Annotated in this window: 12 protein-coding genes; 4 read left to right on the top strand and 8 right to left on the bottom strand. The window is 71.5% G+C overall.

Annotation, left to right across the window (positions count from 1 at the left end; genetic code table 11):
• Positions 1-136: 136 nt before the first annotated feature.
• Both AOK24_RS14610 and AOK24_RS14605 read left to right on the top strand, forming a co-directional pair.
• Positions 137-625, top strand: a complete 489-nt coding sequence (locus tag AOK24_RS14610; RefSeq protein WP_055720504.1) for a phosphatase domain-containing protein — start codon at positions 137-139, stop codon at positions 623-625.
• Positions 626-947: 322 nt separating this feature from the next.
• Positions 948-2876, top strand: coding sequence for an eCIS core domain-containing protein (locus AOK24_RS14605; protein ID WP_240553906.1), 1929 nt, complete (start codon positions 948-950; stop codon positions 2874-2876).
• Between the two features lie 16 nt (positions 2877-2892).
• Here the strand turns inward: AOK24_RS14605 and AOK24_RS14600 are convergent, their stop codons facing one another.
• Genes AOK24_RS14600 through egtA form a run of 5 tightly spaced genes read right to left on the bottom strand, consistent with a single transcriptional unit; the run spans position 2893 to position 7489 of the window.
• On the bottom strand, positions 2893-3108 hold the full coding sequence (locus tag AOK24_RS14600) for a dodecin (RefSeq protein ID WP_055720502.1): 216 nt from the start codon (positions 3106-3108) through the stop codon (positions 2893-2895).
• A gap of 46 nt (positions 3109-3154) precedes the next feature.
• Positions 3155-4117 (bottom strand): L-histidine N(alpha)-methyltransferase, encoded by a 963-nt coding sequence (gene egtD, locus AOK24_RS14595; RefSeq protein WP_055720501.1) that lies wholly within the window; start codon positions 4115-4117, stop codon positions 3155-3157.
• Entirely contained in the window at positions 4114-4887 is a 774-nt protein-coding gene (egtC, locus tag AOK24_RS14590; RefSeq protein ID WP_055720500.1) for an ergothioneine biosynthesis protein EgtC, read from the bottom strand. The genes egtD and egtC overlap by 4 nt, the downstream gene beginning before the upstream one ends.
• Positions 4887-6212: an ergothioneine biosynthesis protein EgtB gene (gene egtB, locus AOK24_RS14585; RefSeq protein WP_055720499.1), complete on the bottom strand. Its 1326-nt coding sequence runs from the start codon at positions 6210-6212 to the stop codon at positions 4887-4889. Before egtB ends, egtC begins: the two co-directional genes overlap by 1 nt.
• The gene (gene egtA, locus AOK24_RS14580) at positions 6209-7489 is read right to left on the bottom strand and encodes an ergothioneine biosynthesis glutamate--cysteine ligase EgtA (RefSeq protein ID WP_055720498.1); all 1281 of its coding nucleotides are present in this window, start codon (positions 7487-7489) and stop codon (positions 6209-6211) included. Before egtA ends, egtB begins: the two co-directional genes overlap by 4 nt.
• Before the next feature lie 283 nt (positions 7490-7772).
• Between egtA and AOK24_RS14575 the strand changes: the two genes are divergently transcribed.
• Complete coding sequence (locus AOK24_RS14575) at positions 7773-8567, top strand: TIGR02452 family protein (protein WP_055720497.1); 795 nt, start codon at positions 7773-7775, stop codon at positions 8565-8567.
• A 57-nt stretch (positions 8568-8624) separates the two neighbouring features.
• Here AOK24_RS14575 and AOK24_RS14570 read toward each other — a convergent pair whose 3' ends face one another.
• From AOK24_RS14570 to AOK24_RS14560, 3 genes are all read right to left on the bottom strand, one after another.
• On the bottom strand, positions 8625-9071 hold the full coding sequence (locus tag AOK24_RS14570; protein ID WP_055720496.1) for a type II toxin-antitoxin system PemK/MazF family toxin: 447 nt from the start codon (positions 9069-9071) through the stop codon (positions 8625-8627).
• A 164-nt stretch (positions 9072-9235) separates the two neighbouring features.
• Positions 9236-10750 carry an SPFH domain-containing protein gene (locus AOK24_RS14565; protein WP_055720495.1) on the bottom strand — a complete coding sequence of 505 codons (1515 nt, stop codon included), beginning with the start codon at positions 10748-10750 and terminating at the stop codon, positions 9236-9238.
• Positions 10751-10897: 147 nt separating this feature from the next.
• Positions 10898-11116: a hypothetical protein gene (locus tag AOK24_RS14560; protein ID WP_206191201.1), complete on the bottom strand. Its 219-nt coding sequence runs from the start codon at positions 11114-11116 to the stop codon at positions 10898-10900.
• Positions 11117-11236: 120 nt separating this feature from the next.
• Here AOK24_RS14560 and AOK24_RS14555 point away from each other — a divergent pair, with 120 nt between their 5' ends.
• On the top strand, positions 11237-12631 hold the full coding sequence (locus AOK24_RS14555; protein WP_055720493.1) for a glycoside hydrolase family 43 protein: 1395 nt from the start codon (positions 11237-11239) through the stop codon (positions 12629-12631).
• Positions 12632-12695: the final 64 nt, after the last annotated feature.

Raw genomic sequence — 12695 nt, 5'->3', positions numbered from 1 at the left:
GTGTGTGGTCCGGCACGTGTCGAGGAGGGTAGCTGAAAATGGTTCCCATTAACAATTGGGGTGAGGGCGGGCATCGGGATCGGTGTGCGGCCGGTATCCAGGAGCGTTGTCAGTGGTGGCGCCTACCGTTGATCCCGTGACCGACAGCCGCCGCCCCCTCGCCGTCTTCGACCTCGACAACACCCTCGCCGACACGGCCCACCGCCAACGCTTCCTCCAGGGCGCCCGGCGCGACTGGGCCGCCTTCTTCGCCGCCGCCCCCGACGACCCGCCGCTCCCCGAGGGCGTCGCCCTCGCCCTCTCCACCGCCGAGGAGTGCGAGATCGTCTACCTCACGGGCCGCCCCGAACGCTGCCGCCGCGACACCCTCGCCTGGCTCGAACGCCACGGCCTGCCCGAGGGCGACGTCCACATGCGCCGCAACGACGACCGCCGCCCCGCCCGCCAAACCAAGCTGGAGCTCCTGCGGAAGTTCGCGCGCGGCAGAGAGGTCCGGGTCCTGGTGGACGACGACGAACTCGTCTGCGCGGACGCGCGGAAGGCCGGGTTCACGGTGGTCCTGGCGAGGTGGACGACCCCGTCGGAGACGCTGCGGGAGGCACAGGAGGGGGCGGGGCGTACGTGATCGGGGCCTTCCGGCGGCCTCCGGGCGGGCGGCCCGGCCGATGAACGCGGGCCCGGCCGGACGAGACGGAAGGGCACCTCGCAGTGGCCCCGGGTCTGCCCTCGGCGCCCTTCCCGCGTGTCCCTCCGTGGGGCACGGTTGCCGGGCCACAGCTCTCGGCAGAAACGGATTCCTCATGCGGCGTACCACCGAGTCCCGACGGAACAGCGATGCGGCGCGTGAGCGGGCCGAGTCGCGGAGTCCCGCGCGTACCGCGCGTACCGCGCCGGTGGGCTCGTTGGGTGCGCTTCAGGGGGTCGTCGGGAATGCCGCCGTGTCCCGGATGGTCGCCCGCGAGCGCGCGGTAGAGGGGGGCGACGCCGTGCGGGAGGCCGCGCGGAGCGCCTCGCGGGGCGGGCGGCCGTTGCCGAGGCAGATGCGGACGTCGATGGAGAGCGCGTTCGGAACCGGGCTCGGGCACGTCCGCGTGTCCGTGGACGCGCAGGCCGCCGAGAGCATCGACGCCAAGGCGTACACCGTCGGCAACAACATCGTCGTCCAGAACGCGAGCGTCCTGCGGGACACGGAGACGATGGCCCACGAGATCCACCACACGACGCAGCGCGGCGCGCCGGGCGGGCTCAGCGATCCGGACGGGAAGTGGGAGCGGGAGGCGTCGGAGGTCGGGGCGAGGGTGGCCCGGGGGCAGAGCGTCCAGTGCCGCGAGGCGGACGCCGGGGAGCGCGGGGAGCACGGGGAAGCGGTACAGCGGCGGGTCGGCTTCGAGTTCGAGTCGCAGTGGCGGATGCGGGACCACAACGACCTGACGCAGGAGGACCACCAGGCGCATCAGAACGAGATCACCGAGCGGGACGCGATCTGCGGCGCGCAACTGCTGCTGACGATGTCCGACCGGCGGCAGACCGGCGACCTGCTGGACGCGTCCGAACAGGGCATGTCCAGCGAGGAGTTGCGCACGGCCTGGCTCACCCCGCTCGCGGGCGACCCCCTGGGCTACCGCCCCACGGCGGCCGGCCGGGCACGCCTCGACAAGGCGCGGCAGGACCACCCCGCCGTGTACGGCGCGCAGATGAGCGCCGTCGAACTGTCGCTGCTCCAGCGCAACTGGATCCGCGAGACCCCGATCCCGGGCCGCGAGGTCCCCAAGATGGGTTCCGTCGGCACGGGCACGGGGTACGCGCTCACCTCGGACGTCAGCCCCACCGGCGGCTCCGCCCTGGAGTGGGTGACCGAACCGCTCAGCACGAGGGACGAGGTCCTGCGGGTCATGGGCGAGATCACCGCTGTCTCCCAGGCGCTGGACGCCCGGCAGGGCCAGCCGTCCTTCCCGCTGGATCAAGTCAACCTGGGCGGCTTCACGGCCGACCCCGGCATCGTCGTGTTCCCCCTCAACGGCCCCCTCGTCTACGCCCCGCAGATGACCGGCGGCTTCAAACTGGACGAACTCCCGAGGCTCGTGGAGTACCTCCAAGTCCCGGACAAGCGGCCCACGTTCACCCTGCCCGGCGCGCACGAGCAGCGGAAGACGGCCAAGCAGGACCTGCACCAGAGCAGCATCCGCACGGCCGACGGCATCCGCCAGGCCGCCGAGGCCCAGGCGAAGGCGCTCCCCGCTTCGGTCACCGGCGGCGAGTCCACGGACGGCCTCGTCGGCCTCGTCACGCTGATCGGCAGCTACCTCGCGTACGGCGCGGAACTGGGCGAGAAGGCGAACTCGAAGTCCATCGCGGGCGGCGTCATGTCCCGGACGTCCTTCGCCCACAACTTCACGCTGCTGCCCCTGCCGATGCGCGTCCACTACCGCGCGAACCCGGCGGAGTTCGCCGCGTTCGCCCTCACGGCGGCCGGGCTCGACCCCGCCGACGAGCAGGCGACGGTCTACTCCCGGCCCGTCGAGCACGGCGAGGCCGGGCAGCGCCAGGAGCGGCAGATCCCGCTCACCCGCCATCAGTGGCTGAAGGGCATGCCCGCGGGCAAGGACCTGCTGCGCAACTACCGCCACCTCAACCAGGCGGAGCGCGCCGACGTCAACGAGCAGGACTGGAACCACATCCACGGCTCGCTCGGCGCGCTCGGCACGGTCGACGACCGGGTCGGCAGGCCGGGGAAGCAGGAGGTCGCCCTGGTCGCGGAGCTGCGGCGGATGAAGGACGGGCTCAGCACGGCAGACCTGCTGCCGCTCACCGTCGCCGCGTTCGACCTGGTCCAGCGGCTCAACGAGGGGCGGTCGCTGGAGTACAGGAAGAGGTGACGGCCCCCGGCACGCCTCAGCTCTCCTCGTCCAGCCTGAACCCCACCTTCAGCCCCACCTGCCAGTGCGCCACCTCCCCGTTCTCGATCTGCCCCCTGACCTGCGTCACCTCGAACCAGTCGAGGTTGCGCAGGGTCTGGGACGCGCGGGCGATGCCGTTGCGGACGGCCTGGTCCACGCTCTCGGGGGAGGTGCCGACGATCTCGGTGACCCGGTATGTGTGGTTCGACATACGTCCACCGTGCCTCACGCCAGGGGATGGCGCGAGGCGTGGGCGGTCAGCGGGCGGTGGACAGGGACAGCGCGAAGCGGCCCGCCGCGTCGGTCCACCAGTGGGTGAGGTCCAGCCCGGCGGCTGCCAGCTCCGTCCTGATGCCGGTCTCCCGGAACTTCGCGGAGACCTCCGTACGCAGCTCCTCGCCCGCCGCGAAGTCCACGGCCAGGTCGAGCGCGGGCACCTTGACCGTCTGCGCGGCCCTGGACCGCAGCCGCATCTCGATCCACTCGTGGTCCGCGTCCCACAGGGCGACGTGGTCGAAGGCGTCCGGGTGGAAGTCCGCGCCGAGCTCGCGGTCGACGACACTGAGGACGTTCTTGTTGAACGCGGCGGTCACCCCGGCGGAGTCGTCGTACGCCCGCACCAGCGTCGCCTCGTCCTTGACCAGGTCCGTCCCCAGGAGAAACGTATCGCCGGGGGAGAGGAGCGTACGGACGGCGGCGAGGAACGCGGTGCGTTCGGCGGGTACGAGGTTGCCGATCGTGCCGCCGAGAAAGGCGAGGAGTCTCGGGCCCGGCGTCTCGGGCAGCCGCAGGCCGTTCGTGAAGTCCGCGATCAGGGCGTGGATGGTCAGGCCGGGATGCTCCACGAGGAGCGCCTCCCCGGCCTGGGTGAGCGCGCTCTCGCTCACGTCCACCGGGACGTACGTGTCCAACTCCCGTAGTTCCGCCAGGAGATGACGCGTCTTGTCGGAGGAGCCCGAGCCCAGCTCGACGAGGGTGCGGGCGCCGGACGCCTCGGCGATCTCGGGGGCGCGGGTCAGGAGGATCTCCCGTTCGGCCCGGGTCGGGTAGTACTCGGGCAACTCGGTGATCCGGTCGAAGAGTTCGCTGCCCCGCGCGTCGTAGAACCACTTCGGCGGGAGCCACTTCGGGTTCGCGGTCAGTCCACGCAGGACGTCGGCACGCAGGGCCGCGTCGGTGGCGCCCTCGGGCAGCGTGCGGGTGAGACGGAACGGGCTCACGGACGGGGCTCCTTCGATGGTGCGGCGAGATCCTTGAGAGGGGTGAGCAGGACCTCCGTGCGGGTCGCGGTGAGCAGAGTGGCGTCAGGGACCTCCCGCCAGGCGGCGTCGCCGTCGTACGGCTCGGACGCGACGACCACGCCGCGCCCGGGATCGAGGAGATACCAGAGACTGTCGCCCCAGGCGGTCGCCGCGATCGAAGTACCGTCGGTGGCAAGGAGGTTGAGCCGGGAGCCGGGAGCGGCTTCGACGATCTCGGCGACGGTGAGGGCCAGCGCGTCACCCAGTGGCAGCTTTTCGAGCCGCGCCAGCACCAGTGCCCACACGAACGCCGAGTCCGTGCGCGCCTCCAGCGACAGCAGGTCCGCCGCCGGAAGCGTTCCCACGAGGGGTGTCATCGAGGTCGGCCACCCCTTCACCGCCCCGTTGTGGCTGAACAGCCAGCGGCCCGAGGCGAACGGGGCCGCCGCCGCTTCGCCGTCCGCGCCCGGGAGGGTCGCGTCGCGTACGGCGGCCAGGAGGGCCCTTGTGCGGATGACCCGGGCGAGGTCAGGGAACGTGAGGTCGGCCCAGATCGGGCCCGTGCGGCGGTAGCGGGCCGGTGCGGGGTCGCCGTCCGCGTACCAACCCACCCCGAAACCATCGGCGTTGACGGTTCCCGAGCGTTGGTGCAGGGGGTGCCAGGACTGGTGGACCAGGCTGTGCGCGGGGTCGGACAGGAGGTGGCCCAGCGGCAACGGGTCGCCCACGTAGGCGAGGTGACGGCACATCAGACGGCCTCCGAGCGGGCCGTGCGGAACCCGGAGAAGATCTGGCGGCGGATCGGGTAGTCCCAGTTGCGGAACGTACCCCGGCAGGCGACCTCGTCCACGGCGAACGAACCGCCGCGCAGGACCTTGTACTCGGGCCCGTAGAACACCTCTGAGTACTCCTTGTACGGGAACGCCCGGAACCCGGGGTAGGGCAGGAAGTCGCTCGCCGTCCACTCCCAGACGTCACCGATCAACTGCCGTACCCCGTGCGGGGATTCGCCCGCCGGGTAGCTTCCGGCGGGGGCCGGGCGCAGGTGGCGCTGGCCGAGGTTGGCGTGCTCGGGGGAGGGGGTCGCGTCGCCCCACGGATAGCGGCGGGACGCCCCGGTCGCCGGGTCGTGGCGGGCGGCCTTCTCCCACTCCGCCTCCGTGGGCAGCCGGCGTCCGGCCCAGCGGGCGTACGCGTCGGCCTCGTACCAGCAGACGTGCACGACCGGCTCGTCCGGCGGGACCACCTCCGTGACCCCGAACCGGCGGCGCAGCCACTGGCCGCCGTCGCTGTGCCAGAACTGCGGGGCACGGATGGCGTGTTGACGGATGTGCGTCCAGCCGGCGGGGTGCCACCAGCGGGGCTCGTCGTAGCCGCCGTCCTCGATGAAGCGGAGGTACGCGCCGTTCGTGACGGGCGTCGTGTCGAGGTGGAAGGGCGCCAACTCGACGCGGTGCGCGGGGCGTTCGTTGTCCAGCGCCCACGGCTCGGAGTCCGTGCCCATCGTGAACTCCCCGCCGGGGACGAGGACTTCGGCCGGGCCGGTGAACGGGGCGGCCGGGCCGGGGTCCGGGGCGGTGAGGACCTGGGGGCCCTTGCGGAGCTGATGGGTGATCAGCATCGTCTCGTCGTGCTGCTGTTCGTGCTGCGCGATCATCCCGAACGCGAACCCGGCCTCGGTGAGCCGCGTGCCGTGGAAGTCCGCCTTCTCCAGCAGGTCCAGGACTCTGCCCCGGACTTCGGCCGCGTACGCCCGCGCCTCGGCGGGCGGCAGCAGCGGCAGCGTCGGCCGCTCCGAGCGGGGATGCTCGAACGCGTCGTAGAGGCTGTCGATCTCCGGCCGCATCGGGTCGCCGCCCCCGACCGCGCGCAGGAGCCACAGCTCCTCCTGGTTGCCGATGTGCGCGAGGTCCCACACGAGCGGCGACATCAGCGGGGAGTGCTGGGCGGTGAGGTCGGGGTCCTCGACGCAGGACGTGAGGAGGGTGGTGCGGGCGCGGGCCGTGGTCAGGGTGTCCAGGGCCCGCCGCCGCAGGGACTCGGGGTCGGCGGAGGACTCGGTGGGTGCGGTCATCGGTGGATCTCCTCGCCGTACAGGCTGTCGAGCAGGTCGTCCGCCGGGCAGCGGCCCGGGACGACGTAACGGTCGTGGTAATCGGTTACCGCGGCGAGCACCGCCGGGGACGCGCTCATGCGGGGCAGGGCCTCCAGGGCCGCCGCGAAGCACACCTGCGCGATCTCGTGCAGTTCCGGGTCGGTGAGGGCCTCGCGGGCCGCCGTCAGCCACAGGGGGTTGTGGGGGGCCGGCCGGGACCGCGCGCGTTCCGCCAGCGGTTTCACCGCCCGGTAGGCGCGCTCGGCGGCCTCCGGGTCGTCGAACAGGGCCGTCGTCACCGCCAGCGGGACGATCCAGCCGTCCTCGCCGGGCTGCGCGTCGATCATCCGCAGCTCCAGGTGACCGCGCGGGCGGACCGGCGGGAACAGGGTCGAGATGTGGTAGTCGAGGTCCGCGCGGGTCGGCGTGCCGGTGCGGATCCAGTCGCGGAAGGTGAGGTCCTCGGGCACGTCCCACGGCCCGCTGTCGCGCCGTACGCACATCACCGGCGCGTCCAGGACCAGCCGCGACCACGCGTCGCGCGGGGTGTGCGCGAGGTCGGGGCCGCCCGCGCGGCCCGTGCCGATCTCCATCCACAGCAGCTGGCGCGTCGAACGCCAGCCGGTGGGCTCCGCGCCGAGGAGGGGGGAGTTCGCGAACGCCGCGACGAGGACGGCGCCCAGGTGGTGCGCCAGCCACCAGCGCCGGCCGTGCCCCAGCGGGCCCGGTTCCTCGAACCCGGCGTCCAGGCACACCTGCACCGACGCCGAGGTGCACATCATCGCCCGGCCCGCGGGGCCCGTCCGGTCGAGGTACGCCTCCATCGCGTCGTACCTGGGCTCGCGCAGGTAGCGGCGGGGGCCGTGCCAGGGGTCGGTGCCGATACCGGCGAGCGCCAGGCCCAGCGGGGCCAGCGTGCCGCGTACGGCGGTGAGGTCCGCCGAGACCGTGTCCACGCACTCCGTCAAGGAGGCGGCGGGGCGGGAGCTGAGCTCCAGTTGTCCGCCGGGTTCCACGGTGAGCGCGGAGTCCAGCGGGATGTTCTTCAGGGCCTCGTAGGCCGTTTCCAGTCGGGTGCGGGTCACCGGGCGGCGGGGTTCGGCCAGCTCGTGCACGAGCCACTCGACCTCCACGCCGACCGTCCTGGGCGGGCCTGTCTTGAAGCAGATGCCCCTGACCAGGGCTTCCACCTCGGCCTCCGTCACGGCTGTACGGACGTCCGTACAGTCGCCGCCGTCACTCACAGAGTCGGACATTCGGGATCCTCCTGAGGTTCCACCATGCCACCGGTTCGGCTCGGACGGGTGTCCGGCCGGGATCACTCGTCCCACCCAAAACCCTGGAAGCGGATCCCACAAGGGGGCGAAACGGGGTGTAACGGCTTTCGTTCCGGGGTTCCTCCGCATGTCACGCCGGCGTTCACCGGGTGTTTGCGGGGCGTGAAATTCCGTTGCAGGGGGTGTCCCGGGTCGCGGACGATGGCTGCATGAGCACGACAGGGGAGGGCGTCGCGTTCATGGCGTCCACGGGGGTGTCGCCATGAGCGCGCGGCTCAGGGGCATCGCGAAGGAGACGGTCGAGATCGTCTCGGCGGGGGGTTACCGGGGGGTGTCCCTCGGCGCGGCCGTCGAAGCGGCCCGCGCGGGTACGCGGATGCTGGGGCCCGAGCCCGTCGCCTGTACGCCGGTCCCCGTGACCGTCACCGTCACCGGCGTCGACGTCACCGGCGAGAGCAGCCTCGAAGCGGCCCGCCGCCTCGCCGACCGGCCCGTCGCCGTCCTGAACTTCGCCTCGGCGCGGAATCCCGGCGGGGGTTTCCTTAACGGGGCCCAGGCTCAGGAAGAGGCGTTGTGCCGGGCTTCCGCCCTCTATGCGTGTCTGCTGGAGGCGCCCGATTTCTACGCCTTTCACCGGGCCCATCGCGATCCCTTCTACACCGACCGGGTCATCCATTCTCCGGCCGTCCCCGTTTTCCGGGACGACCGGGGACGCCTTCTCGACGAGCCTTATCACGCCGGTTTTCTGACCGCCGCCGCGCCCAACGCCGGGGTCGTCCGACGGACCCTGCCGGAGCGCGTCGACGAGGTGCCGGGCGCTCTGGCGGTGCGCGCCGAACGGGTGCTGGAGACGGCGGTCGCGTTCGGGTACCGGCGCGTGGTGCTGGGCGCCTGGGGGTGCGGGGTGTTCCAGAACGATCCGGTCCAGGTGGCCGGGACATTCCGGGAATTGCTGGCCGGGAGGTTTTCCGGGGTGTTCGAGCGGGTGGTTTTCGGGGTGCTGGACCGGACGCCGGGTGCGGTGGTCCGGAAGGCTTTCACCGAGGCGTTCGCATAATCGCGCGAGGCTGATTTCCATCGGGCGAGGGCCGCTTTCACGACCCTCGCCCAGCAGCTATGTCCAGCCGTACCGCTCGTGCAGCCGCTGCCGTACGAGGTTGAAGCGGCCCCGGTCCAGCGCGCACGCCTCGCGGCGCATGCCGTCCTCGTGCAGGCGCAGCACCCTGTCGACGGCCACCCACGAGTCGCGGCCCGACTTGTCCCAGGGGCCGTTGCCGATGGGGACCCATTCGCGGTCGGCGTCGTGGCGTTTGCTGGAGAGCTGGACCGCGAGGAGGGTGCCCTGGGGTTCGCGGGCCACGACCAGGACGGGGCGGTCCTTGCCCCGGCCGTCGTTCTCCTCGAAGGGGACCCAGGTCCAGACGATCTCGCCGGGGTCGGGGTCGCCGTCATGCTCGGGCGCGTACTCGGTGCGGACGCGGCCGACCTCGCGGGCGTCGGCCTCGGTCGTCGCGGTGGGGCCGTAGCGGCCCGGGACGTCGTCATCGGTGAACGTACTCACGCCATGCACCCTAAGGGGCCGCCGCAGGTCAGGGTGGCGGCGGTGGCGGCAACCGGCCTGCCGGGAACGGGGGTTCGGGGGCGCCGGTGACACGTACGGCCGGTACCGGCCACCGAGAGTGAGGCGAGCCCCGCGCGAGGCTCGCCTCAACTCCCGTACCGCGTCTAGTCCTTGTCGACCGCGACCTGCTGGGCCACAGGAGCCGTCACCGGAGCCGCTGCGGGAGAGGGCATCGGCGGCACGCCCGGAGCGACAGCCGTCTGCCCGGCAGGGTTCGCCTCGGGGCTCATCGACGCCAGCAACTGCCGCGCCAGCCCGAGCCCCGTACCGCCCATGGTGAGCGCCTTCGCGAACAACTCGCCCATTCCCTCGGCCCCGTTGAGCAGCACCATGTTGTCGACGTTGCCGAACGCGGACGCCCCCGCCTGGACGATCTCCGGCCACTTCTCGGCGAGTTGCTGCGCGACGACCGCCTCCTGGTTCTCGGCGAGGGCGGCAGCCCGCGCCTTGATCGCCTCGGCCTCGGCGAGCCCCTGCGCACGGGTCGCCTCCGCCGCCGCGAGCCCCTTGGCCTGGGCGGCGGCGGCCTCGGCCTCACCGGTCGCCCGGGTCGCCGCGGCCGACGCCGCGCCCCGCGTCTTCGTCGCCTCGGCCTCGGCGCCGGCCGCCTGCTTGACCCTGGACGCCTCGGCCACGGCGGCGAGTTCGGTCTCCTTCGCCTTGGCCTGCGCCGCGGAGATCCGCGCGTCGCGCTCGGCTTCGGCGAGGGTGCGCTTCTCGTACGCCTTCGCGTCGGCGGGCTTGCGGACGTCCGCCTGGAGCTGCTGCTCACGCCGGTGCGCTTCGAGTTCGGCGACGCGGGTCTCCTGGACGACGACCTCCTGCCGGGCACCCGCCTCGGCAAGGGGCCCCGCCTGCCGGGCCTTTGCCGCCGCGTGGTCGCGCTCGGCCTGGTACCCGGCCTGGAGGATCTCGCTGTCGCGCGTCGCCTCCGACATGCGCGCCGCCGCCTGCTGCTCCGCCTCGGTGGCGAGCCGGTTGGCCTCGGCCTGCGCGATGCGCGCGTCCCGCTGGACGGCCGCGGCGTGCGGCATCGCCAGGTTCTGGATGTATCCGGTCGGGTCCTCGATCTCGTGGATCTGCAAGGAGTCCACGATCAGCCCGAGCTTCTCCATCTCCGTCCCGCACGCCGCCCGGGTCTGCCCGGTCAGCTTCTCCCGGTCGCGGATCATGTCCTCGACCGTCAACCCGCCCACGATGGACCGCAGATGACCGGCGAACACGTTGTGCACGCGCTCCGACATCAGCCGCTGCTGGTCCAGGAACCGGCGGGCCGCGTTGGCGATCGACACGAAGTCGTCGCCCACCTTGAAGATGACGACTCCCCGCACCTTCAGCGGAATTCCCTGGTGCGTGACGCAATCCACCTGCAACTCGGTCTCGTTGAGGTCGAGCGACAGCTTGCGCACCGCCTGCACGCCGGGCAGCACCAGCGTGCCGCGCCCCGTGACGATCCGGAAGCCCATCCCCGCCTCGAGTCCCTCGGTCCGATGGTTCGAACCCGAGATGACCAGCGCCTCGTTGGGCTCCGCCACCCGCCACATCATCTTGAACAGACCGATCACGGCGAGCACGGCGACGACCGCCACACCCGCAACGACGCCGATGACCATCGGCATACGCCCCCTTTGAATGGTGCCCCGGCGCCGAACGAACTCGGCACCGGACGAAAGGGAGTGTGCGCCCGCCCGCGCCCCAGGAGAAGAGACCGCCCGATCCTTGTCACAACCTTGACGAATACGGCTCTCACCTGGGACTTCGTACGCTCAACTGTCGTACGCGGCCGTCACGTACACGGTCCTCGGCGGCAGATGCTCCACCACCATCACCACCGTCCCCTGCTCGAACCGCTCCCTGTTGTTCGCCGGATACGCGAGGAAGTGCTCCGCCCCGCCCCGCACCCGGACGATGACCTCCCCGACGAGCCCGGGCCCGACCGCCCCCGTGACCCGCCCCATGAGCCCGACCATCGACACGTCGTTCATCTTCACAGGTTAGGCCAGTGCTCAACCCATTGACGTGTCTCATTCACGCCCCTACCTTCTGATCGACTTCCCGAACCTCGTTCGGCATGTCGAACCCCCATTGTGTCAGGGAGAGCCGCCATGACCACACAGCACCGTCCCCCCACGCCGTCCCGCCGCAGCCTGCTGCGCGCGCTCGCGATCGTCCCCGCCGCAGCCCTCGTCCTCGGTGAGGCCCCCGGCCTGCTCGGCACCGCGCTGGCCGCCGCGCCCCCCGGCGGTTCCGCGACCCGGTACACCATCGTCCCGTTCCTCAACAGCAACGACGGGACGGTGAACGTCTACACGTCCGACGACGGCACCGACTTCCGGCTCGCGAAGTCCTCCGCGTACACGCCGCCGAGCAACCGCATCCGGGACGCGAGCGTCTTCCGGCACACCGACGGCTTCTACTACCTGACGTACACCACGCACACCTGGCAGGACGTCAGCACGACGATCGGCTTCGCGCGCAGCTCCGACCGGGTCAACTGGACGTTCCTGTACGACTACACGGTGCCGATCGCGAACCTGTCCAGGGCCTGGGCGCCGGAGTGGTTCGTCGACAGCGACGGCAGCGTCAACGTCATCGTCTCCTGCTCGCTCACCAGCGACGAGTGGATCTTCACGCCGTACCGCCTGAGAGCCACGAACTCGGCGCTCACCGCGTGGAGTTCACCGGTCGCCCTGTCCGGCATCGGCGCCAACCACATCGACACGTACATCGTGAAGACCGGCTCGACCTACCACGCGTTCACGAAGAACGAGACGACCAAGTACATCGAGTACGCCACCGCGTCCTCCCTCAACGGCCCCTACACGATCTCGAAGACCGGCGACTGGGCCGGCTGGGGCAGCTACCGCGAGGGCCCCTCGGTGATCCAGCTCGACAACGGCGCCTGGCGGATCTACTTCGACGGCTACGGCGACGGCAAGTACTACTACAGCGACAGCTACGACACCTTCGCGACCTGGTCCGCGCCGAAGGCCCTGCCCGCGATCTCCGGTACGGCCCGCCACTTCACCGTCATCAAGGAGACCGTCTCCGGCGGCCCGGCGATCACGAGGAACGCGACGCGCTCCTTCCAGTCCGCCAACTACCCCACCCGGTACTGGGAGCAGCAGTCCTCCCTGCTCAACCTCCCGGTGATCACCGGCTCCAGCGCCGCCGCCGACAAGCAGGCGGCCACCTTCACGGTCGTCGCCGGACTCGCCGACGCGAACGGCTACTCGTTCCGCGATGCCTCCGGCAAGTACCTGCGCCACTGGGACTTCCGGGGCCGGTTCGACGCGAACGACGGCACCTCCACGTTCGCCCGCGACGCCACGTTCATCGCCCGCACAGGCAGCACCTCCGGCGCCGTCCGCTTCGAGTCCTACAACTACCCCGGCTCCTACCTGCGCCACTACAGCTACCAACTCCGCGTGGACCCGGCGGACGGCACAGACGTCTTCCGCCAGGACAGCTCCTTCGTACCGGTGACGGCCTGGGCCTGACCTCCCGTTCCCTGACCTGGCCTGGTGTGCAATGAATGCGCAGCAGGCCAGGTCAGGGAACGGG

Source organism: Streptomyces niveiscabiei, from assembly GCF_001419795.1.
Classification (GTDB): Bacteria; Actinomycetota; Actinomycetes; order Streptomycetales; family Streptomycetaceae; genus Streptomyces; species Streptomyces niveiscabiei.
This window is presented reverse-complemented; position numbering and strand designations above follow the sequence as displayed.

Coding starts and splice junctions, on each gene's coding strand:
- AOK24_RS14605 (WP_240553906.1), top strand. CDS start 948: ATGGTCGCCCGCGAGCGCGCGGTAGAGGGGGGCGACGCCGTGCGGGAG.
- egtC (WP_055720500.1), bottom strand. CDS start 4,887: ATGTGCCGTCACCTCGCCTACGTGGGCGACCCGTTGCCGCTGGGCCAC.
- egtA (WP_055720498.1), bottom strand. CDS start 7,489: ATGTCCGACTCTGTGAGTGACGGCGGCGACTGTACGGACGTCCGTACA.
- AOK24_RS14560 (WP_206191201.1), bottom strand. CDS start 11,116: ATGAACGACGTGTCGATGGTCGGGCTCATGGGGCGGGTCACGGGGGCG.
- AOK24_RS14575 (WP_055720497.1), top strand. CDS start 7,773: ATGAGCGCGCGGCTCAGGGGCATCGCGAAGGAGACGGTCGAGATCGTC.
- AOK24_RS14565 (WP_055720495.1), bottom strand. CDS start 10,750: ATGCCGATGGTCATCGGCGTCGTTGCGGGTGTGGCGGTCGTCGCCGTG.
- egtB (WP_055720499.1), bottom strand. CDS start 6,212: ATGACCGCACCCACCGAGTCCTCCGCCGACCCCGAGTCCCTGCGGCGG.
- AOK24_RS14600 (WP_055720502.1), bottom strand. CDS start 3,108: ATGTCGAACCACACATACCGGGTCACCGAGATCGTCGGCACCTCCCCC.
- AOK24_RS14555 (WP_055720493.1), top strand. CDS start 11,237: ATGACCACACAGCACCGTCCCCCCACGCCGTCCCGCCGCAGCCTGCTG.